This is a genomic window from Oceanobacillus sp. FSL W7-1304, from assembly GCF_037969805.1.
Classification (GTDB): Bacteria; Bacillota; Bacilli; order Bacillales; family Amphibacillaceae; genus Oceanobacillus; species Oceanobacillus profundus.
Map to the genome: position 1 here is coordinate 1,006,039 of NZ_CP150211.1, position 22,051 is coordinate 1,028,089.

The following is a 22,051-nucleotide window of genomic DNA, read 5'->3' on the forward strand; positions in this document are numbered from 1 at the left end:
GATCACCTGAACAGTTATTTTTTAATAGCTTTTGATCCATCATCGATATGTCGATTCATAATCCTGAAAAAATCAATTCCATTCCCTTAATAAATGTTATAATATACTGAGTTTTAAGTTCTATTTCAAAGAGGTGGTTTAAATGAACATAACACTATCGGATAAAATGCATCATTTTCAAACTTCTATTTTTAATGAGCTTTCCAATTACAAAAAGAAAAAAATTCAAGAAGGAAACGAAATGATTGATTTAAGCGTAGGCAGCCCTGACCTTCCCCCAGCAAAGTATGTCATTGATGAGCTTGCGAAGCATGTTACCCAACCTTGCAACTACGGCTATACATTAACTGGGATTGATGAGCTTCACCGGACTATCGCAACATACTACCATAATCAATATAGCGTTACCGTAGATCCAGTCAATGAAACATTAATGGTCATGGGATCACAAGATGGCCTCGTTCACTTACCAATGGCGCTCACAAACCCTGGTGACATTATTTTATTACCTGATCCTGGATATACAGCTTATGATACAGGTGTTGCATTGGCTGGTGCGGCTGTTTATGGCATGCCACTTAAAGAGGATAATAACTTTTTACCAGATTTAGAAGCTATCCCAGGAGAAATTCGGGAAAAAGCTAAGCTCATGATTTTAAACTTCCCAGGTAACCCTGTTCCTGCTTTGGCAACAAAGAAATTCTTCGAACAAGTGGTAGCTTTTGCAAAGAAACATCAGATTGTTGTTGTTCATGACTTTGCATATTCAGAGATTTACTATGAGGATAAACCAGTTAGCTTCCTATCCATAAAAGGAGCAAAGGAAGTTGGTGTCGAGTTTAATTCATTCTCGAAAAGTTTTAACTTAGCAGGCTGCAGAATCGGCTATATTGTTGGCAATCCAACAGTTGTAGCTGGGTTAAATCGACTTAAATCGAACCTTGACTATGGTGTGTTTTTTCCGATTCAAAAAGCAGCAATTCGAGCATTAGAGAATTCTGTTAGCTTTAGTGAAGAATTAAGAGCGATTTATAAAAGACGCAGAGATATTCTAGTAAGTGGTTTAAATGCGCTCGGCTGGAAAGTTGATACACCTAGTGCTTCTATGTTTATCTGGGCAAAAGTTCCGAAACCGTTTACTTCAACCGAATTTGTCTATCGTTTAATGGATGAGACTGGGATTGTTGTTGTACCAGGTAATGCATTTGGAGAAGGTGGTGAAGGGTATGTACGGATTGGGCTTGTCCAACCAGAGGAAGTTCTTAAAAAGGCAGTGGCGAAGCTAAGATCAAGTATATTGTTTTCAACTACCGAAGTACCAATTACGAATAAATAACTTAATGAAATAGTCGATACCAAAATCTAATTTCAGGAGTGAATAATAAATGGCGCACACAAAAGAGCTTTTACTTAATCAATTGTTGGCAAATGCAAATGATCCTAGTTGGTACCTTCCATTTACAAGTTCCGTTAAGAACTTGTCTGAAGAAGATGCCTTTTGGAAGCCTAATGAAGCTAGTAATAGCATTGCAGAAATTGTGCAGCACCTTATTTACTGGAATAAAACATGGCAAACCAGGTTTACCCAATCGGATGTGCATGCTGTACCTGCATTGGAAAATAACGATCAAAGCTTCACCCTTCCAGAGGGACAAACGTTTAACGACTTAAAGAACACATTATTAGACGTGCTCTTACAATGGCAAAAGCTATTAACAGAGGAAAAGTTAGATGAATCTGTTCGCTGGGCCTATGAACCGGCTAAATGGTGGGAGCTTGTTGGTAATGCAACGACGCATAATGCATATCATATTGGTCAGATTATTTATATTCGAAAGCAACAAAAAAGCTGGTAGATCGAATACTACATGTGAGAACATTTGATTCAGCAAGGTTTTGTACATCATCCTATACGTCAATATTTGTTCATTATCAAAAGCAGTCTGTGTTAAGTTCATGAATTTGCCTACCATCCAAACTAAAAAGTGGAGCTGGGACATAACAAAAGTGTTATACAAAAAAAAGGAACGATGTATAAACTTAGCGTAGGAAATATATGTAGACTCCTGTGGGAGGCTCACCAGCCGCCACAGGATGCGCGAATTATATTTCCGGAGCGGGTTATTTTCGTCAATCATGTTCGGAGTTTATGTGATAAAAACACTTTTGTCTCAGTCTCTACATAAAGGAAAAAATCATTATCTTCCCCCTACCTTTAAATAAGGGATTATATAAACATATTATTTAAGAGAGTCCTCCAAACAGCAGAGACCAATCAGGTCATTTGCACATATAGTACTTCGAGGGGGGATCATATTGGATTCAACGTTGAATTTCCTGCAAGAGATGATACAGTTGTACAGCATTGCACTGCTTGGATTTTTAGTCAGGAAATTTGGGATTTTTAATGAAAATACCAATCATGTACTGACACAGCTTATTTTATATATCACCTTACCAGCACTCATCTTATACTCTTTAAATATGCCGTTTTCCTATCATTTAATGAAAGATTTCCTTTGGCTTATTGCGATGTCCTCCTATGCCCTTCTTTTATCCATTTTTCTTGCTATTTGGATGCGGAATCGCTCCCAGCTGAACGAAAATCAGAAAAGCGTTTATGAGGGACTGATCATTTTCGGCAATCAAGGATATATTGGTTTCGCAGTTATTTTTGCTATTTTCGGGGAGCAGGGAATCGTTTATTTGACGATGTATAATATTGTTTTATTCATTCTTATCTGGACATATGGAATCTATTTATTTTCACGTTCGAAAGCAACGATCAATTGGAGCAAAGTATTCTTGAATCCTGGAACTTTTTCTACATTCGTCGGATTAATTATCTTGTTTCTTCCCATCAGTATGCCAAGTGGGATCGCAAACACATTGGAAAGTCTCGGAAAAATGACTGTGCCGCTTTCCATGATTTTAATTGGCAGTTTAATCGCAGATGTGAAATACAACGATTTTCCGTTACTACTTAAAAATAAATACATTTGGAAAGCAGCTCTAGCGAAGCTGCTTATCGCCCCACTCCTTCTACTCCCTTTTGCTTTTCTTTCTGTACCATTACCATTACTAACCATTGCCGTTCTCGTCGCTGGGATGCCTTCTGCGCCTACTATTTCAATTTATGCTCAGGAATACAATGGCGACACGCTTTTTGCATCGATTGGGGTTATTGTTTCAAGCTTGTTGTGTGTAATTACGATTCCATTTTTATATTTTATCCTATCTCTTTAAACATCCTAATGAAAAGGAACAGCTAAATTACAACTGTTCCCTTTGTTGTTTTTTTAATTCTAAGCGATACGGTCAATTTCGTTTTTCATATGCTCATCAGCAAATTCCTTTCCATACTTGGTCATTGACACATTATACAAGATGATTCCTAAAACAGACCATACACCGATAATAATCCACTCAGGACCACCGAGTGCTGATGGCATACCTGGCATATAAAGGGTGGCGATTCCGCCTGCCATCACAGCTGCAACCCAGCCTAGTGTTGTGCCACCAGGTAGTTTAAATGGCCGTTTCATTTCTGGATCTTTTTTACGTAAAATAATGAAGGATATGGCTACCATAAGCCACGCTACGACCAGTCCAAGTCCTCCTGCATCCACAAACCATACTAATGCAGGCCTGCCTAATAATGGTGCAGCAGTTGACAGGAATGCAATTAACAAAATAGCTTTATGCGGTGTTTTATACCTAGGATGAAGTTCACCTAAACTTTTTGGAAGCATGCCGGCATTAGCAAGCGCATAGATAGCGCGACTTCCTCCTACATAAAAACCAATCCAGCTTGTCAAAATCCCGCCAATACCACCGAGAACAAGAATATTAGACATCATTTGACTGCCTCCAAATGCCTTACCCATTGCATCGGCAGTGACCAGGGTCGATTCATTTAACTCTGCAGGCGTTAAAATACGTGACACACCAAATATAACGGAAACATACCAGACAATCGCAAGCACCACCGAGAATATTAGTAATTGTCCAATTCGCTTTTGTGGTAAATTAATTTCTTCAGCTGATTGCGGAATAACATCAAATCCAACAAACATAAATGGCGTCATAATGAGTACTGTTAATAGCCCTGCCATCCCATTGTCAAACAAAGGCTCCATATTTTGCGTACTTCCGCCAATCGTACTGCCTGTAATCAGCAAGATACCTGCAATAATAATTAACAATGTTAGAATGAACATAATCGAGGTCGAGAACTTTATTCCTCGATAATTTACCCAAGCAATTAAAATAGACCCTAGAATCCCAACACCTGCCCATGTAAGTGTGACATCCCACTCTGCAATTGTGTACAAATAGCCCTGACTGTAATTTGGAATTAAATATTCAAAAACAGTAGGAAGGGCAACTGCTTCAAATGCTACAACAGAAACATATCCAAGAATAATTGCCCATGTTGTAATAAATGATGCCATCCTCCCCATTGCTTTAAAACTGTATACATGTTCACCTCCAGCTAAAGGTAGTGCTGAAGCTAGTTCTGCATAGGTGAGCCCGACAAATATTACCATCAATCCACCGATTGCAAAAGCAAGAATTGCCCCTAACGAACCTGCACCTGTTATCCACAAGCCAGCAGTTACAACCCATCCCCAGCCAATCATAGCTCCAAATGCAAGTGTAAGTACATCTCGATTCCCTAGTATCTTTAACAGCTTCTGTTCATTTTCCAACATGCATCCCCCATTTACTTCGTGATTTCAACACGCATTAACCAGCTGTAATGCCTCCTGCATCAGGTATAAAAAAGACATGAAGGTGGGGGCATTATAGCCCGTAAATCTCTGATTCTGCTAAAAGTTCTGCGGTTACCCCTTTTGGTGCCAGGATTTGCAGGTAAGGAAAGGATTTCCTGCTAAATAAAATTTCATTTTATGTTAAATCTTAATGCATGAGCTATTTGCTATTATTCATTCACCATATGAGGAATAAGTTGTTTTTGAACAGATAAAATAGCATCATATAATTTTTCTACCATGCTATCAATTTGTAATTGATCCATAATTAAGGGTGGTGAAAAACAGATAATATCCGTGTTTTCATACGTAACAGCCCGGCAAATTACACCTCTTTCATGTAAAGCTTCTACGACTTTCGAAGCCACTTGCAATTTTGCAGAAAAGCGCTTATTGTTAGCCGGATCTTGAACTAGCTCGACTGCTCCTAATAAGCCAATTGCTCTTACATCACCAACAATTTTTAATCGTTCTTTTATTTTTTTAAATCCTTCGAGTAGGTATGCCCCCATTGCTTTAGCATTAGCTACCAGCCCTTCTTTTTCGATAATATCAATATTTCTCAATGCTACAGCTGCTGCTGTCGGGTGTCCGCTATAGGTAAAACCATGGAATAATGTCCCTTTTGATTTATCCTTCAATACGTTGTGGATAGAATCGGACACAATTACCCCACCCATTGGGATATAGCCACTTGTAACTCCTTTAGCAAACGTAATTAAGTCTGGTGTTACTCCCCAATTTTCAATACCAAAGAATTTTCCAGTTCGTCCAAATCCAGTAATCACTTCATCTGCAACAAACAAAATCCCATATTCATTACATAAATTACGGACTTCTTTAAAATAATTGGATGGGGGAATTAATACACCACCCGCACCTTGTACTGGTTCGGCAAAAAAAGTAGCAATATTCTCAGCTCCTTCTTCTTCAATCACAGAACGAAGCGATGCAATAGCCTTCTCTGTTCCCTCCCAGTAAGGGGTGTCTGCATGGAGAAAGTCATTCATTAAATGGCCAGCCATATCCCAAAACTCAGGAATTCCTGTGACACTTGTTGAAGCCGCAGCAACTCCGTGATAACCTCGCTTTAATGCTACAATTTTCCTGCGTTGCGGATGTCCTTGTATTTTCCAGTAGTGGCGCACTAATTTAACAGCAGAATCATTGGACTCCGAACCTCCTGACGTAAAGAAAACAGCATTTAAATCTTCTGGAGCAAGTGAAGCAATCTTTGCTGCTAGTTTAATAGCTGGCTCATGGCTAAATGTTGAAAAGGCAGAGCTATATGCCAGTTTTTTCATCTGGTCTGCAGCAGCTTCCGCAAGTTCATTTCTGCCATGACCAATATTTACATTCCATAATGATGACATTGCATCTATGAATACGCTTCCATTTATGTCAGTTAAATAAATTCCTTCTCCTTTTTCTACGATCAATTTCGCTCCCTTTTCCTGTTGCTGCTGGATAGATGATGTTGGATGAATGAAATGCTTCTTGTCCAGTTCGATTAAATTTTTCATTATGATTCCTCCCTGATTTGTGCCCATTTTGGAAACTTCTTCATTTTCTCTTGTATAAAAACGAAAAAACCAGAAATATGGACAGATTTATAAGTTTAGACTGTCGATATAACTGGTTTTCACCTAGGTAGTGCGTCGCTTCGTCAACAACGTCATTTAGGTGAAGCAGTTATTTATTATCTTATTATTTTTAATTTAACAAAAACTACACTAATGGTCAACTTCGAATTTTAGATTGATTACCATTATAACGAAATCGATCATGACAAAACTTCTTAACTATATTAAACTTTGAAATTCGATAACCCGGACGCTACATATTCCGTCAACGTATTTATATCAAAAATTGGCAAACTCGTAACCTCTCTCAACGCACTTTTGTATGGTGGCATATTCGTACACTCTAAAACAATTGCCTTAACCATCGGGTTTTCAGCTAGCAGACTTGACGCTACCTGCTGCATTTCGCATGCTATTGCTTTTCTATCTAGATCAATTGTTTCCTTCACAATGGCATTTGTGAATCCTGGCATATCGTCCATACCAGCAATTGCAATTGGTGTGTGATGAGCTTCAACACCTTGTAAATGCGTTTGCGTCAGACTTGTCCTGCGAGCCGTAATAACCCCTACTATCCCGCCAGTTATTTGCTGTACCATCGGAATTTGAATTAAGCTTGATGAATAAAAAGGTACGCGCAATTCACGTTGAATCTCTTTTTGAAATAAAGCAAGAAAACCACAGCTCGTTGTGATTGCTTTTACCCCTTTATTTTCTAATTCCTTAGCTTCTGTAACAAAGGGTTCAATTAAACGCGTATCACCCAATTTAACAACACGGTCTGTTGTTGCATGATCAACAACTTGATATGCAACTGGAAAAGAATATGTCTCTGGATTACCAATATCACCCTTTAGTCTGTGAAAATTTGTATTCAACATCAGTATGCCAATAAGTGGTTTCTCACCCATTAGATAAACCACAAGATTAAACCTATTATTAAAAAATAAAAGGAGTTTGGTAATGCTAATGTCATCACTTTAATCGGATCCACCTTTTTATTTAATATCCCACCAATTAACCCACACACAACAAATGCGGTTAATCCTACTGGCGGCATGTTTTGCCCAGCTGCTGCAATATGGGAAGCACCCAATGCAATTAATGTTGGTTCAACATGCATTGATTCTAGTATCGGGCCCAAGAATGTAACAACGACAGATTGAGCAGTAGTTTGAGAACCAGTTAGCATCCCGACAACTACCATAGCTATAGCTCCTCCCACTTTTATCATCGAAGAAGCTAACCCTTCTGTCATAAGTGCAACCTTTTCAATTAAACCTGAAGCATAGAACACTCCTACCATAACGCCGGCAGAAAGTTGGATTTGGACGGTTTGGTTCACTTTTCCTAGTCCGTTTTTAATTACACCTTTTGTTTGCTTTCTAACAGACGGGAATAAGAAACCGACAAGCAGTGCGATAATAATTGCTGCTACAATTTGATTGGTTAACCCCTGTAAAATAGGTATCCCGATAAGCGGTTCGAGAATATAAACAAAAATTGCGATTTCAGTAAAAATATTATAGTCAAATAATGTGTTTGCGATAACAATGGCAATTAGTACAAAGAGAGGTATGAGCGTCTTCCAGTTTTCTTTCAGGATTTGGAAAACAGATTGATTGGGAATTAATTCTGGTGGCATTTTTTTCCCGCGGACAAAACGAAATGATTCTAAAATTGCTAGAATTCCACCAATGGACACAGTTATATACGCAAGCTTGGCAACTGGTCCTGGATCGATACCGATAAGGGATGCAGACAAGAAAACGCCTTGTGTAATAGGTGGCATAATGGAACCAATAGATGCGCCAATCAAGATAATCATTCCGATTTGCTCAGGCTTTAGTTTCAATTCAGTTAGTGCGTGGATTACGAGAAATCCAATAACCGTAGCTGCAGCGATAGCATCTCCAAGAAAAGACCCAGCCAAAATTAAAGTTATAAACACGGCGGCAATCAAACCTTTTGGAGAATTACCGAATGCAGCTCGTAAACTATTCAATGTTGTATCCATTGCACCTAATTTCACTTGTGATTCAGCATATAAACTGCCAAATATAGAAAGCATAATAACCCAAGATAAACGATCAATTCCATCAATAAATGCAACAATCATTTCATTAAAGTTTAAGCCTGAAATAAATGCCGATGAGAGTGCAGCAACGAGAAGCGCTGCCCTTATATCACCACCTACTTTTGGTATTTGTTTAACAAAAACAATGGTAAAAAGCAACACTAAAGGTATTATTATTTCCAACATCTTTATCACCCCTGTTTAGGTGAAGCATGGGACGCATTAAAACGATCGAGTTGTAATTGATCCAAAAAATCCTTGTACTTCAAATCTTTATTTACCAAGCTGGCAACTAATAAACCGGTAATTGGAGCAAGTGCAATTCCATCTCCTTCATGGCCTGCCGCAATAATAAACCCTTTTAAATACGGCACTTCACTAATAATAGGAAGCCCGTCACTAGTAAATGGACGAAACCCTACCATTGCACGAATAATACGGACAGGTTCTAAGGATGGTGCTATTCGGCGAGCATGCATTGCAACAGCTGATAATATTTTCGGTTCAACCGCTTTATCATATCCTTTAAACTCCCTGCTTCCACCTATTAATAAATTTCCACTTTCCGTTTGTCCAAGTGAAAGTCCAATTCCATAAGATGGGACGTCTGTGTTATTGGATAGATGCTTCGCAGCAATGTACTGTGAACATAAAATATTCCCATGAACAATTGGTTTTACTTTTTCTGAAATTAGAATCACTCCGCGGCGCGGTATAATCGGCAGTCCAATCCCGACCATTTCCGCTATTTTAGGAGCAAAAGGACCAGCAGCATTGATAACAAGTTCCGTTTCGATTCTTCCATCATTGGTTTGTACTCCAATTACTCGACTATCCTTTGTTACAATCCCGGTTACTTCGGTATGCCTGCGAATGATTAAACCCTTTCGTTTTGCAGCTTCAGCAAAGGCTCGTGATAATAGCAGCGGATTGACTTCTGCATCTACCGTACTATAGGTCGCACCAACAATTCCCGGGGATAAACATGGCTGAAACGCCAATGCTTCTTTTTGATCTACTAATTTCACATTTATACCTGCCTTATTTTGTTGCTTTACAAATTTTCTCATAAAATCAAGGTGGCTTTCATTCTCAATAACAATCATGCCGCCATTTTTTTGAAATTCAATATTCATTCCTAATTCTTCTTCCAGATTCTCATATACCATTCGGCTCTCCTGAGCTAGTTTAATAGGAAATCCAGGCTTTTTGGATTGTAAAAAAATTGCTTTGTCACAGGAACCAGAAGTCTCAGCACCAATTTCTCCTTTTTCGATTAACACTACCTTGCGATTTCCAGCAAGCCTGTAAGCAATCGATGTACCGATTACCCCGCCTCCAACAATTACAACATCAGCTGTTTCCATGAATCTCAACTCCTCAAACAGCTTTTTCATTCTATAAAGTGAAACTTCATTCAGTAATGATTTACCTCACTGATCCGGGATAAACGCTCTAGCTTTTCCCTGCCGTTTTCAAGCCCTGGGTGAAATTTAATAACAGCGTTCTTTCGCTCTAGGCTAACTTTTTCTTTTGCCTTTTTTATTAATTCCGGTCCGTCCTTTACTAATCCTATTTGATCACTAATGACGGTACCTACTAGTTCCCCTTGTGCCATGGCAACCTTTGCCCCCTCAATACCAGTGCTGTTTCCTGCCACAAAAACACCTGATTGTGTTGTTTCCAATTGGTCATTATACAAAGGTATAAGACCACCCAATTCCTCGATATGAACACACTCACAACCAGCTGCACTCGCAAGCTCCACTAATGGAAGGAGCCCTCCAGATATACAAACACAATCAACAGAGATTCGTTTTTCTTGTTTTCTTCCAAGCTGTCCATTTCGATCCACTGTTGCTATCTCAATTTCTTCCACTATGTCATTGCCAATAATTTCAACTACTGCCTTTCTTAAATGTAACGGAATCCCCCATACTCTCATGCCAAATGGCGGATAGTAGTTTACCCCAAGTTTTTGCACAGATTCTTTCTGTCCTATCTTTCCAAGTAATTTAAGCATTGGATTTGGAGCTAAATGCGATAAACTAGAAAGATAGGCAATCATCTTTAATGGATTCGATTTATCCGATGAAAATGCATTTAATGGCGGAAGATAGATGCCAACAACATCAACTCCAGCCATTTTAAGGTCATAGGCAATTGTTAAAGAAAGTACATCAAGTCCGATGATGGCAACTCGGTTTCCTGGTTTTACACGCTGAATATTTGCCAATACTTGTGCTGCTCCAATCGCCATAACTCCTGGTTTTGTCCAGCCTGGAATTGGGATTGCTTTTTCCGCAGCACCTGTTGCAATTAAAACAAAATCTGATTCTAATTGTTCTCCATTATTCAACATCACTTTCCATTTTGGATAAATTCCCCAAACCTCACACTCGAGGAAACATGGAACACCTAATTGTTTTATTTTATTTTCCATGTTTCGTGCAATTTTCTCGCCAATCCACCATCCCGATTTAGGTTCTTTATAGATCTGACCTCTTAATTTTCCACCGGGAACTGGATTTTCATCGACCAATGCTACTCGTGCACCGTGAGATGCTGCAATAATGGCTGCCCCCATTCCTGCAGGACCAGCACCGATAACTACTAAATCATATTTCATCAGCATCTATCCCTTGAGAAATGATCTTCATCTGATCTTTTACACCTGTTACACATGCTCTTACACTTCTTTCACCATCAACTGTTACACGACATTCATAACAGTGACCAATCCCGCAATAGATTCCCCGTGGTTTTTTTCCCTTTTCTGAATACCGTAAAATCCGTATATGATTAGCAAGTAATGCTGCTGCGATTGTTTCTCCTTCAAATGCTGGGTAATCCACACCATTGTACGTGATTCGTACTTCTTTTTTGTCGATATAACCAAGGATGGGATGTTTTTCTATTCTCATTACGAAGGATCCTTTCTACTTTGAGATAGATCAGCTAAACTTATTGGACGTACTGGGTTCTTATATGATACATTATTGAATTCTCGGATATCTATATTTGTATAAAAAGTCATAGCCTGCTCCAACAACACGCGACACGTACGCCCTTGACATATTCCCATTCCAGCTCGTGTTTCCATTTTGATTGCTTTTAAAGTTTCTGCTCCGTTTTGAATGGAAGTGATAATGTCACGTAACAATACTTCTTCACATCTGCAAATGATCATGTTTGAATCATCAACTCCCTCCATCAGCTTTCAATAAAGTGAAGCTTCATTCAGTGGTTTTTTTCATCTCCACAGAATGTTAGCACCACAAGGGTATGCCTAAAGGCCCTTGAACAGAATCGGAATTTTACGGGCGGTTAATCCCCCATTTACATTGTTTTAATTACCTCACATTCTTGATGTGTGAGTTTTACTGCCCGTAAACTCGTAATAAATAAATTTTCTATTAGTTCAATTTATGAAAACGGATACTAATTCATACATGAATAACAACAGATTACATTTAAAATTTGTTCCTTTGCGCGAGAGAAGAGAAGGTATTACTTATTGCAGAAGACTATATTTTCTTTACAAAGTAAGCGCCGTACCAACTCCTTTATCCATAGCCTTTTGATAGATTGTATTCGCAACGACTACATCAAATAATGCCATTCCAGTTGACTTAAATACAATTGTATTTCCAAGAGTTGGTTTTGGTTCACTTCGAATATAAGTAGATATTTTTTGTACAGCGTCAGGTTCTATCAAGCCTTGAGCTAGAGGATAAATCAGGTCACCCGATTCAGCTATTGCATGTTCCGTATCTACTAAAATGGTGTCTGTAAGTTCATAGAGCGCTTCCGGAAATTCTTGCATGGATGGTTGATAGGAGCCGACCCCAATGATAAGCTTATTTCTAAGAAGATGCTTTTTATTTGGAAGAACGGGTTCACTTGAGCTTGTGGAAGTAATAATAATATCAGCGTTCTTTATCGCTTCTTCTGCAGTAACCATAGGATGCAACTGAATCGATGTACCAATCCAGCCCTCTAGCTGTGTGATAAAATTGGAAAGCTTCTCTGCACTCCGATTATAAAGGTAAATATCCGTAATCGACCTTTGGGAGCAGGCAGCCACAGCCTGGTAAAGACCTTGTACTCCTGTTCCAATAATCGCAAGTCTTGCAGCATTCTTTTTTGCTAAATGGCGCACTGCCGAGCCACCAACAGCGCCTGTCCGTAAACCAGTTAAAAAAGATCCTTCTAGAATACCTTTTACCTCCCCTGTTTCACTACTATTTAGTATGACAATCCCTTGAAGCATTGGTACATGCTTATTATTTGGAAACAGTGTCACGAGTTTCGTTCCTATTGCTCCTGTAGTTATGCAGGGCATTAACAATAATGTGTTTTCCTTTTCTGAAACATGCATTCTATGCGGCATTTGAAATTGATTTTCTTCATATAATTGATAAGCTGAATCAACCGCGTCAACTACATCATTCATTGTAACTGCTTTTTGTATATCCTTTTCATTTAGAAATAACATACACATTCGTCCTCCTGCCTCCATTAGGTCTTTTTAAACATTTGAAAGCAATCCTAATTTCCTCTCCCTAATTCAACATCTGAATTGTTACATTTATATTATTTCTAGAAGAGATAAGACATTATATCTACTTGTTAAAATGATGTGGATTAAAAACAATCAGGAGCCTGATGCTGGTCAAGCTCCCAATCCATCCATGTTTATTCACATAATGCAATTTGCCACATGTAATCGTTACTACCTCATACATCAATCTGCGCACGCTGAAGTGTTCCACTATAATCAACATACACTGCCTTCCATTCTGTAAACACGTCGAGAGCCTGGACGCCAGAATCACGATGACCATTACCCGTTCCCTTTGTTCCCCCAAACGGCAAGTGAATTTCTGCCCCAGTTGTACCTGCATTCACATAGACAATTCCTGTATCCAGATCCCGCTGTGCTTTAAATACACGATTGACATCATTTGTGAAAATTGAACTGGATAGACCATACTCGACTCCATTATTTACTTCAATTGCCTCTTCAAAGCTTTTTACAGGTATCAAGGATACAACAGGACCAAAGATCTCCTCTTGTGCAATCCGCATATCTGCTGTTGCATCGGTGAACAATGTTGGAGCAAAATAGTTTCCTTGGCGATATTCTCCTTCCGTTAATTCATAGCCGCCAGCAAGCAGTTTAGCACCTTCATTTTTTCCAATTTCAATATAGCTTTTTATCTTATCTATTCCGGCTTTGTTAATAATTGGACCAACCTTAATGGACTCATTTAAACCATTACCAATCGTTAAATTTTCCATCGCTGCTAGTAATCGTTCTTCCAATGTTTCTTTGACAGCTTCATGCACAATTACTCGGCTGCATGCTGTACAGCGTTGACCGCTCGTGCCAAATGCGCTCCATAAAATCGCTTCTACGGCAAGTTCAAGATCTGCATCATCCATAACAATCACAGCGTTTTTACCGCCCATTTCTAATGAAACCTTCTTCAATTGCTTTCCGCATGCTGCAGCAATATTCCGCCCCGTATCATTTGACCCTGTAAACGAAATAACCCGAATGTCTGTATGATGAACGAATGCATCACCAACTGTAGATCCAGAGCCAAATACAACATTTATTACACCTTTTGGCAGACCAGCTTCTTCAAAGATTTTGGCTAATTCATACGCCATAATTGGAGTTTCCGTTGCAGGCTTCCATACTACTGCATTTCCAGCGATGATTGCCGGAAACGATTTCCACGTAGCAATCGCAATTGGAAAATTCCATGGGGTAATAATTCCAACAACACCAACTGGTGCTCGCTGACTCATCGCGAATTTATTCTTTAATTCTGCTGGTGTCGTTTGGCCAAAAAGCCGGCGCCCTTCCCCAGCAATATAAAAGGCCATATCGATTCCTTCTTGCACTTCTCCACGAGCTTCTTCAATGACCTTCCCATTCTCCTGAGTTAAAAGCTGCGAAAGCCTTTCTTTCCGTTCTTTCAAGAGATAACCAACACGATATAGTACTTCAGCCCGTTGTGGTGCTGGAACTAGCGCCCATTCCTTTTGCGCTTCCTTGGCTGCCTGCACTGCTTTCTCTACATCGCTAGTATTAGAGAGTGGTACTTGAACAATTTCCTCACCTGTCGCTGGGTTAGTAACACCAGTAGACTCGCTTACTTCTACCCATTCACCATTAATGAAGTTTGCTAGTTTTCTTGTTTCTAATTGTATTGCCATTTTGACACTCCTCCCTAACTATTCATTTTCCACGTAATCCCGTAATTGTCTGTGAAACAGAGATTTGTTCCAATTCGGTCATAATTTCAATCACAGCTACTCGCCCTTTCGTTAACGCTTTGTCAAAAGCAGATGCAAATTCCTCTGGAGAATTAACTACATATCCGTCTGCTCCCATACTGATGGCTAGATCTTTAAAAGAAACCTGTCCTAAATCTGTACCAATTACTTTTTCTGGGTAATGCATTTCCTGGTGCATCCGGATTGTTCCATACATATTGTTATTAAACACAAGGCAAATAATCGGAATCTGATAGCGAACCGCTGTCTCGAGTTCTTGCACTGTCATCATAAATCCACCATCACCTGATAAGGAGACCACCTGTTTCGTCGGAAAAGCAAGCTTTGCCCCAAGTGCTGCTGGCATGCCATATCCCATTGCACCCGATGTTGGTCCAATGTATGTATGCTTTTCCTTAAATGTATAAAATTGGTGCAGCCAGCCTGCGAAATTACCTGCGTCATTCGTTAATAAGGCATCATTCGGTAGTTTGTCCTTCAAGATTTCGATTACTTTTCGATTAATCACGTCATTCCGACGAGCTTTTAAATCAGTTGCTTTTTCATAAGCTTGCCGTCTTGCTAATGTCCAATCCTCCCAATTTATAGGCATCGATAGTTCATTTAGTAAGCGTAAGGTCTCCTTCGCATCAGCTACAATCCCAACTTCTGGTGCATACACCTTGCCAATCGTGTCATAGTCAATATCAATATGGATTAATTTTTGGCTGGAGCTTATAATCGTGTAATCCTGTGTGGTCACTTCTGATAACCTTGTTCCTAGTGCGAGAATAACATCTGCTTCACGAACGGTTTCAAGTACTTCTTTTGGCGCACCTAGTCCAAGATGACCAGCATAATATTTGTTCTGATTTGGAAAGACATCATGCCTTCGAAATGCTGCAAGTACAGGTAGTTTGTTTTTTTCCGCAAATTCAATTAATAACCTTTCTGCCCGTGCGCTCTTTATACCACCTCCCGCAATGATGATTGGTTTTTTTGCCTCTAAGAGATGTGCCTTCACCTGGCTCAATTCCTGATTAGATGGTGCAGGTCTAGGCGGCGCTAGCTTCGGACCAAATTTCATGAGCGCTTTTACGGGAAGAATGTCTTCTGGTAAAGAAACAACAACGGGTCCTGGTCTTCCAGTTTGTGCGATTCGAAAGGCCCGGCTAACGATTTCCGGTGTCCGTTCCGGATCTGTAATTTCAACAGCCCATTTCGTAATTGGTTGAAAATAGCGATCTAAATCAACTTCTTGGAAGCCTTCTCTTCCTCTGAACTTACTGCTGACCTGACCAAGGAAAACAACCATTGGAGTTGAATCCTGATAAGCTGTATGCACACCTATCGCCAGATTACTTCCACCTACAGCTCTTGTTGCTAAAACAACGCCTGGCTTTAATGTTGCTTTCGCATATCCTTCTGCCATAAAAGCGGCACCCCCCTCATGCCTAGCAGAAATAAGCTGAATGGATTGTTCATCGTAGAGGGCATCCAGCACTGGCAAGTAGCTCTCACCAGGCACACAGAAAACCTTTTGTATTCCTTCTCGTTTCATACATTCAACAATCGCCCTAGCAGCCGTCATGTTTTCTTCTTTCCTAATCAAGATGGGTTCACTCCTCATCCAGCTAAGTTTTTCATTCGCTTGATTACTTCATCTAAACGCTCTTCTGATACGGACAAAGATATTCGAAAATGCCCTTCCCCACCAGGACCAAACGCAGTTCCCGGAGTTACAATGATACCTAATTCGTCTAATAGCTTATCGGCAAATCCAGCTGATGTAAATCCATCCGGAACGTCTACCCAAAGAAAAATCGTGCCTTTTGGCTTATATGCTGTCATCCCCATTTCAGCCAGAGCGTTGTAGAGTTTTTCCATTCTCTTTTTAAAAATTGCACTGTTTTCTCTAACCGTTCGATGATCACTTTGCAATGCAGCTGCTGCAGCTAACTGGATAGGAAGAAATTGACTTGTGTCAATATTGCTCTTTAATGTTGCAAGCGCTTGAATAATTTCTTTATTGCCAACAACATAGCCGATTCTCCACCCAGTCATGTTATAGCTTTTGGATAATGTACCAAATTCGATCGCAATATCTTTCGCATTCGGAACCTGAAGCACACTAGGTGATTTATACGTATCAAATGTTATAAGGTCATAGGCAGCATCATGAGCAAGCAGGATATTATTTTTAGCAGCAAAATCAACCGCCTCGGTAAAGGTCGATAATTCAACCGTAGCTGCTGTCGGGTTACTTGGATAATTTAAAAAAAGTAGCTTTGCAGCTTCTCGCTCGCTCTTGGTTAGTGCATCATATTGTGGAACATAGCTGTTTTGCTTATCAAGTGGTAAAGATACTGCATCTCCACCAGCTAGATGAACGCCCATTCGATAAACGGGATACCCCGGATCAGGGATAAGCACTGTATCACCCGGATTGATTACTGCCTGAATAAGATTCACAATCCCTTCCTTTGTACCAACGAGTGTTAACACCTCGGTATTCGAATCCAGCTCGACACCATAATGTTTTTTATAAAAGGAAGCAACCGCTTCTTTAAATTCCTGATTCCCGCTGTATGGAGAATAACGGTGGTTCGCAGGGTGCTTTGCTTCTTTTACTAAAACATCATAAATAAACTCTGGTGTTGGTAAATCTGGTGCACCAATTCCTAAATCAATCACATCGACCCCTTTTTCTTGCAAGGCTTTTTTCTTCCTATTAAGCTCTGAAAACAAATATGCCGGCATATTCTTCACGACGTCGGATACAAAATCGTTCATTCTGTCTCCCCTTTTTTAATACCATCATTTTTCACTGTTACAAATTCTTTTTTAAACACAAAATAACCATCATACAATTGCCTCTTCAACAATCAATTTATTGTTGGCAAATCTTTCGAAACATAACGGAGTTAAATCTAGTGTTTCATAAGCACCAGTAAGAATGAGCTCTGATAATCCTTTACCTACCGCTGGAGCTTGTTGCATGCCATGCCCGCTAAATCCACATGCCAAATAATATCCTTGCAGCTCAGGATGACCTCCTATAATAGCGTTCTGATCAAGTGTGTTATGGCTATACATCCCTGCCCAGCCTCGAATTATTTTTGCGTTTTCAAAGTTTGGCACCCGATGGCTTAATACCGCCCATAAATGTTCATAAAAAAAATCGCGTGACCATTTGAAGTCAATACCCGGCTTTACTTTTTCGGAATAACCCGCAATCAGGAATTTACCTTCATGCCGGAAATAAACACCCGTTGGATCAATGGTTAAAGGCAATTCATTCGTTAAGGGTTCCGAAATATCAAATTGAATAATTTGGCGCTTTAATGGGACAACAGGAATCGGCAAACCAATTGTTTCATTTAATGCTGGTGCCCAAGGACCTGCACAATTTATAACAATTGGTGCATGGTATATCTCATTATTCTTTAACTGAACACCCACAACTCTGTTTCTTTCTTTAATAATTGTTTCAACTTCTACATATTCGTACACTCCACCAAGCTGCTTGGTTTTGCGAATGTATCCTTGCATAACAGAGTAAGGATCTAAATATCCATCCTCCTTACAATAAAGCCCTCCTTGTAAATCATCGATATGCAACTCAGGAATAATTGTTTTCAGTTCCTCACTTGATAACAGCTCGGATGGCACACCATATCTCGCTTGTAATTGCTGTTGCTTAATTAGTGGATTTCTATTTTCATTAGTTGATAGAAATAGGTAACCATTTTGCTTAAAATCAATTTCTGCTTTTTCAGAGTCAACAGCCATGTCTTCCGCAAATGTCACATACTTCTTTAAGCTATACCTGCTAATCTGAATATTAATTGCTGTCGTAAACAATTGCCTAATACCTCCTGCACTTCTTGGTGTAGAGGCAAATTCATACATCTTATCTTTCTCAAACAAAGTAATTTCTCCTTCAAACCCATCGTTTAAAAGGTTAAATGCGATACTTGATCCAATAACCCCGCCACCAACAATAATGATATCTGTCTTCTTAACCAAATCCGCACCTCCAAGCCCATTTAAAAATCATATAATTTATTTATAGCTTCGTAATATCAATAAATCTATAGGCAAGATGTACAAAAAATTAAGTTTTCTATATTTTCTTAATTATGTTACTGTGTTAATATGGTGTTAAATAAATCAAAAGAAAGGAGGTGGCGATTATTAAAGGTTTCGTGCAATTTGCACAGAAAATAGTTAAATCGACTTCAGATATATTACCTTTTCCCATCAGCTTAATTGATGAAAATGGCTGGATCATCGGATCAACCAACCCCGACCGGATCGGAACAGTTCATCCCCCTTCCAAAGAGGCTTTAAAGAAAAATACTGTATTAATATATGATGAGGAAAAAACAAAAAATATGAATAATGTTCTTCCTGGTGTCGTCATTCCACTGACATTTGAGAATAAAGCTGTTGGAGTACTTGGTATTATCGGTCCACCAGAACAAGTAAAGCCATATGCATACCTAGTGAAAAGCTATGTAGAAATAATGTGGCAGGATGCAATTCATCGACAAACAAAAGAACTAAGTGTGAAAGCGGCCGAAACATTCGCACAATATGTTTTATTAAATGATACACATAATCAGCAAACACTGGAGCAGTACTGTGACATGTTTCAGATAAATTATAATTCAAATTGGTTTTGCATTGTTATAGACATCGGAAATGCTTTATTAAAAAATACATCGATACACCATAATGTTGGGGATATAAAAGCAGAATTGCTGGAATCAACACGTCGAGTATTCCTATGCAAGCAGGATAGTCTTTGTACATTTTTAAACTCGGAAAAGATAATTTTATTAACTTCGGTCCTAAGCAAAGAGGCATATATAGATAAGCTTCGTTGTTTTGAAAAGCTAAGTTTAAAATTAATGACTGTTCTACGATCCTTTCAAATTATGCATACCTCTATTGCAATTGGCAGCCTATCACAAACAATTGCAGGAATATATCAATCATTCCGAGAAGCAAACAGCTTAATTCAATATGGTGGCCAATTGGACATCACACCTAAAATTTACAGTTACCATGATTGGAAAATGCTACTCGGTTTGCTTCCAGAACAAGTGAATGCTATTTACAATGATAAGCTTGCATTCAGGTTATCACCATTATTCCAGGATAAATCTGCTTCAGAGCTCGCAAAAACATTTATGACTTACTGTGAGGCAAATATGAATACGAGTAAAGCAGCAAAAAAGCTCTTTATTCACCGCAACACACTTATTTACCGGTTACAAAAGATTGAAGAAATAACATCACTTGATACAAAAAGCTTTGAACATTGTATGCTTCTATACTTAGGGTTAAAGAAACATTTTTCTTAACCACCCAACCCACCATTTAATGAAGGTGATTATTGTAATCGCTTTCATATCTTTTTGTGCAATTTATATAGATACATTAATTACCCTTAACCTCTTACCTGCATAAGCATGTTATCCATTTATTTATACATTCCAAATATATCGGTGGAAATGGTATAAATTTTTTGTGCAATTATGCTGTATTTTTTATTCTCTCATTCTTATATAAATAGAATAATATTATTAATCTATTTTCATAAACAAAATAACTCGTTCATCCATTGCAATCAACAGAAACGATTGAGTTACAGTTCCCTCAACACATGTTCTAGAAAAAAATATGCAACAGGAGTTGGTATATGACCAATAAATAGTACTGATTTCAACTTTTTGCAGTATTTGAATTTAACATTTGGAGGTTGTTATGAATACGATTATTTTAGTTGAATTTATTCTTTACTGTATTGTAATTGTTTGGATAGGCTACTATTTTAGTAAAAAAACGAAGACTCAAGCTGATTATTTATTAGGTGGAAAAAAACTGCCTGGCTGGGCTTTAGCCTTTTCTGAGCGTGCAACAGGAGAATCTGCTTGGCTACTATTAGGTTATACCGGCTTTGTATTTATGACTGGTTTATCAGGTATATGGGTGGCTGTAGGAATTGCATTAGGAATTATTTTTGCTTGGTTAGTTTTAGCAAAAAAATTTATGGCAGAAACAGATAAATATAATGTGATAACACTTCCCGATTATTTAGCTGTTCGCTTCGGTGAAAAAGCAACCATAATACGCTGGTTAACAAGTATTTTAATTGCTGGATTTTTAATGTTTTATATTAGTGCTCAGATGGCTGGTGCTGGAAAAATGTTATTTACAACATTTGATATCCCTCCGGTCATTGGTATTCTAATAGCAACAGCAATTATTATTTTAACGGCTTTTGCTGGTGGGTTTATTTCGGTTGTTTGGACAGATATGGTACAGAGTGTGATGATGTTAATTACATTGGTCGGCTTACCGATTGTCGCACTCGTTTACATTTATACAAATGACTTATCAATTAGTCAATCCCTAGCTGCTTCAGATCATTCATTTAATTCTTGGTTTGGTGGATTGACTGGGTTTTCATTAGGTGTTCTTTTTTTCAATAATTTTTCCTGGTTCTTCGGTTTTTTAGGTGGGCAACCACAACTTAGTGTACGCTTTATGGCCCTGAAGAATAATAAAGAGGCAAATCAGGGTAGTCTCGTTGCGATTGTCTGGACATTCCTTGCATATGGAGGCGCATTTTTAATTGGTCTAGCTGCAATAGCAATATATGATCAAGGAACATTCACCGATGTTGAAACCCTTTTGCCTGCAATGGTGCTTCATTTAATGCCACCGTGGATAGCGGGGCTTTTACTAGCCGGTGTATTAGCAGCAATTATAACGACTGCAAATTCACAGTTATTAGTAGTTACGAGCTCTGTTACAGAAGATATTATCCATAAAGCATTAGGTATTAAGCTTACGGATGGGCAACTTGTATGGCTATCCCGGCTGTCAGTTGCATTTTTTGGGCTTGTCGGTATGGTCATTGCGTTGGTATCAGAATCATTAGTCTATCTTATAGTCAGCTGGGCATGGGCTGGTGTTGGCTGTACCCTTTCTCCCGCTATTCTAATGACATTTTTCTGGAAACGTTATTCAAGTGCAGGGGTTATTGCTACAATTTTGTCTGGATTATTCGCAACAATCATTTGGATAAGTACACCACTTGAAGGAATCGTTACCTCACGTTTTACAACATTCTTCATCGCAGCTTTCTTTGGAATTGTCTTTAGCCTTTTAATTCCAGATAAAAAAGAAAACACATAAGCACTCCCTGCACTAAATAGTAGATTCAATTAATATTGATCAAACTATAGCATAATGACAACTAATATATTCCCTACACAAAAATGCTTGCAACATTTCAGCTGCAAGCATTT

Annotated in this window: 18 protein-coding genes; 5 read left to right on the top strand and 13 right to left on the bottom strand. The window is 38.8% G+C overall.

The window, feature by feature from the left end:
* Positions 1 to 142 precede the first annotated feature (142 nt).
* From NYE61_RS05025 to NYE61_RS05035, 3 genes are all read left to right on the top strand, one after another.
* Complete coding sequence (locus NYE61_RS05025) at positions 143 to 1,336, top strand: LL-diaminopimelate aminotransferase (RefSeq protein ID WP_303450917.1); 1,194 nt, start codon at positions 143 to 145, stop codon at positions 1,334 to 1,336.
* A gap of 49 nt (positions 1,337 to 1,385) precedes the next feature.
* Positions 1,386 to 1,856, top strand: a complete 471-nt coding sequence (locus tag NYE61_RS05030) for a DinB family protein (RefSeq protein WP_118890266.1) — start codon at positions 1,386 to 1,388, stop codon at positions 1,854 to 1,856.
* Positions 1,857 to 2,316: 460 nt separating this feature from the next.
* Entirely contained in the window at positions 2,317 to 3,246 is a 930-nt protein-coding gene (locus NYE61_RS05035) for an AEC family transporter (protein ID WP_303450913.1), read from the top strand.
* 59 nt (positions 3,247 to 3,305) lie between these two features.
* Here NYE61_RS05035 and NYE61_RS05040 read toward each other — a convergent pair whose 3' ends face one another.
* The 13 genes from NYE61_RS05040 to NYE61_RS05100 all read right to left on the bottom strand — a co-directional run bounded on the left by NYE61_RS05040 (position 3,306) and on the right by NYE61_RS05100 (position 18,755).
* A complete protein-coding gene (locus NYE61_RS05040; protein WP_303450908.1) occupies positions 3,306 to 4,715 on the bottom strand; it encodes an amino acid permease in 1,410 nt (469 codons plus the stop codon).
* A 230-nt stretch (positions 4,716 to 4,945) separates the two neighbouring features.
* Positions 4,946 to 6,298: an aspartate aminotransferase family protein gene (locus NYE61_RS05045; protein ID WP_303450905.1), complete on the bottom strand. Its 1,353-nt coding sequence runs from the start codon at positions 6,296 to 6,298 to the stop codon at positions 4,946 to 4,948.
* Between the two features lie 284 nt (positions 6,299 to 6,582).
* Positions 6,583 to 7,269 (bottom strand): aspartate/glutamate racemase family protein, encoded by a 687-nt coding sequence (locus NYE61_RS05050; RefSeq protein ID WP_303450902.1) that lies wholly within the window; start codon positions 7,267 to 7,269, stop codon positions 6,583 to 6,585.
* On the bottom strand, positions 7,269 to 8,621 hold the full coding sequence (locus NYE61_RS05055) for a TRAP transporter large permease subunit (RefSeq protein WP_095307543.1): 1,353 nt from the start codon (positions 8,619 to 8,621) through the stop codon (positions 7,269 to 7,271). The genes NYE61_RS05050 and NYE61_RS05055 overlap by 1 nt, the downstream gene beginning before the upstream one ends.
* Before the next feature lie 5 nt (positions 8,622 to 8,626).
* Positions 8,627 to 9,802: an FAD-dependent oxidoreductase gene (locus NYE61_RS05060; RefSeq protein WP_303450893.1), complete on the bottom strand. Its 1,176-nt coding sequence runs from the start codon at positions 9,800 to 9,802 to the stop codon at positions 8,627 to 8,629.
* A gap of 50 nt (positions 9,803 to 9,852) precedes the next feature.
* Positions 9,853 to 11,064, bottom strand: coding sequence for an FAD-dependent oxidoreductase (locus NYE61_RS05065; protein WP_251659949.1), 1,212 nt, complete (start codon positions 11,062 to 11,064; stop codon positions 9,853 to 9,855).
* On the bottom strand, positions 11,054 to 11,359 hold the full coding sequence (locus NYE61_RS05070) for a (2Fe-2S)-binding protein (protein WP_095307546.1): 306 nt from the start codon (positions 11,357 to 11,359) through the stop codon (positions 11,054 to 11,056). Before NYE61_RS05070 ends, NYE61_RS05065 begins: the two co-directional genes overlap by 11 nt.
* The gene (locus tag NYE61_RS05075) at positions 11,359 to 11,649 is read right to left on the bottom strand and encodes a (2Fe-2S)-binding protein (protein ID WP_118890372.1); all 291 of its coding nucleotides are present in this window, start codon (positions 11,647 to 11,649) and stop codon (positions 11,359 to 11,361) included. Before NYE61_RS05075 ends, NYE61_RS05070 begins: the two co-directional genes overlap by 1 nt.
* Before the next feature lie 324 nt (positions 11,650 to 11,973).
* Positions 11,974 to 12,933 carry an ornithine cyclodeaminase family protein gene (locus NYE61_RS05080; protein ID WP_303450886.1) on the bottom strand — a complete coding sequence of 320 codons (960 nt, stop codon included), beginning with the start codon at positions 12,931 to 12,933 and terminating at the stop codon, positions 11,974 to 11,976.
* Positions 12,934 to 13,175: 242 nt separating this feature from the next.
* Entirely contained in the window at positions 13,176 to 14,666 is a 1,491-nt protein-coding gene (locus NYE61_RS05085; RefSeq protein ID WP_303450883.1) for an aldehyde dehydrogenase family protein, read from the bottom strand.
* A gap of 22 nt (positions 14,667 to 14,688) precedes the next feature.
* Positions 14,689 to 16,356: a thiamine pyrophosphate-dependent enzyme gene (locus tag NYE61_RS05090; RefSeq protein ID WP_339316992.1), complete on the bottom strand. Its 1,668-nt coding sequence runs from the start codon at positions 16,354 to 16,356 to the stop codon at positions 14,689 to 14,691.
* Positions 16,353 to 17,519 carry an aminotransferase class I/II-fold pyridoxal phosphate-dependent enzyme gene (locus NYE61_RS05095; protein ID WP_095307555.1) on the bottom strand — a complete coding sequence of 389 codons (1,167 nt, stop codon included), beginning with the start codon at positions 17,517 to 17,519 and terminating at the stop codon, positions 16,353 to 16,355. Before NYE61_RS05095 ends, NYE61_RS05090 begins: the two co-directional genes overlap by 4 nt.
* A 69-nt stretch (positions 17,520 to 17,588) precedes the next feature.
* The gene (locus NYE61_RS05100) at positions 17,589 to 18,755 is read right to left on the bottom strand and encodes an FAD-binding oxidoreductase (protein WP_095307556.1); all 1,167 of its coding nucleotides are present in this window, start codon (positions 18,753 to 18,755) and stop codon (positions 17,589 to 17,591) included.
* A 158-nt stretch (positions 18,756 to 18,913) separates the two neighbouring features.
* On the opposite strand from NYE61_RS05100, the gene NYE61_RS05105 reads away from it, so the two are divergent.
* Both NYE61_RS05105 and NYE61_RS05110 read left to right on the top strand, forming a co-directional pair.
* Positions 18,914 to 20,098: a sugar diacid recognition domain-containing protein gene (locus tag NYE61_RS05105; RefSeq protein ID WP_095307559.1), complete on the top strand. Its 1,185-nt coding sequence runs from the start codon at positions 18,914 to 18,916 to the stop codon at positions 20,096 to 20,098.
* A gap of 403 nt (positions 20,099 to 20,501) precedes the next feature.
* Positions 20,502 to 21,938 (top strand): sodium/proline symporter, encoded by a 1,437-nt coding sequence (locus NYE61_RS05110; protein ID WP_251659942.1) that lies wholly within the window; start codon positions 20,502 to 20,504, stop codon positions 21,936 to 21,938.
* The last annotated feature ends 113 nt before the right edge of the window (positions 21,939 to 22,051 follow it).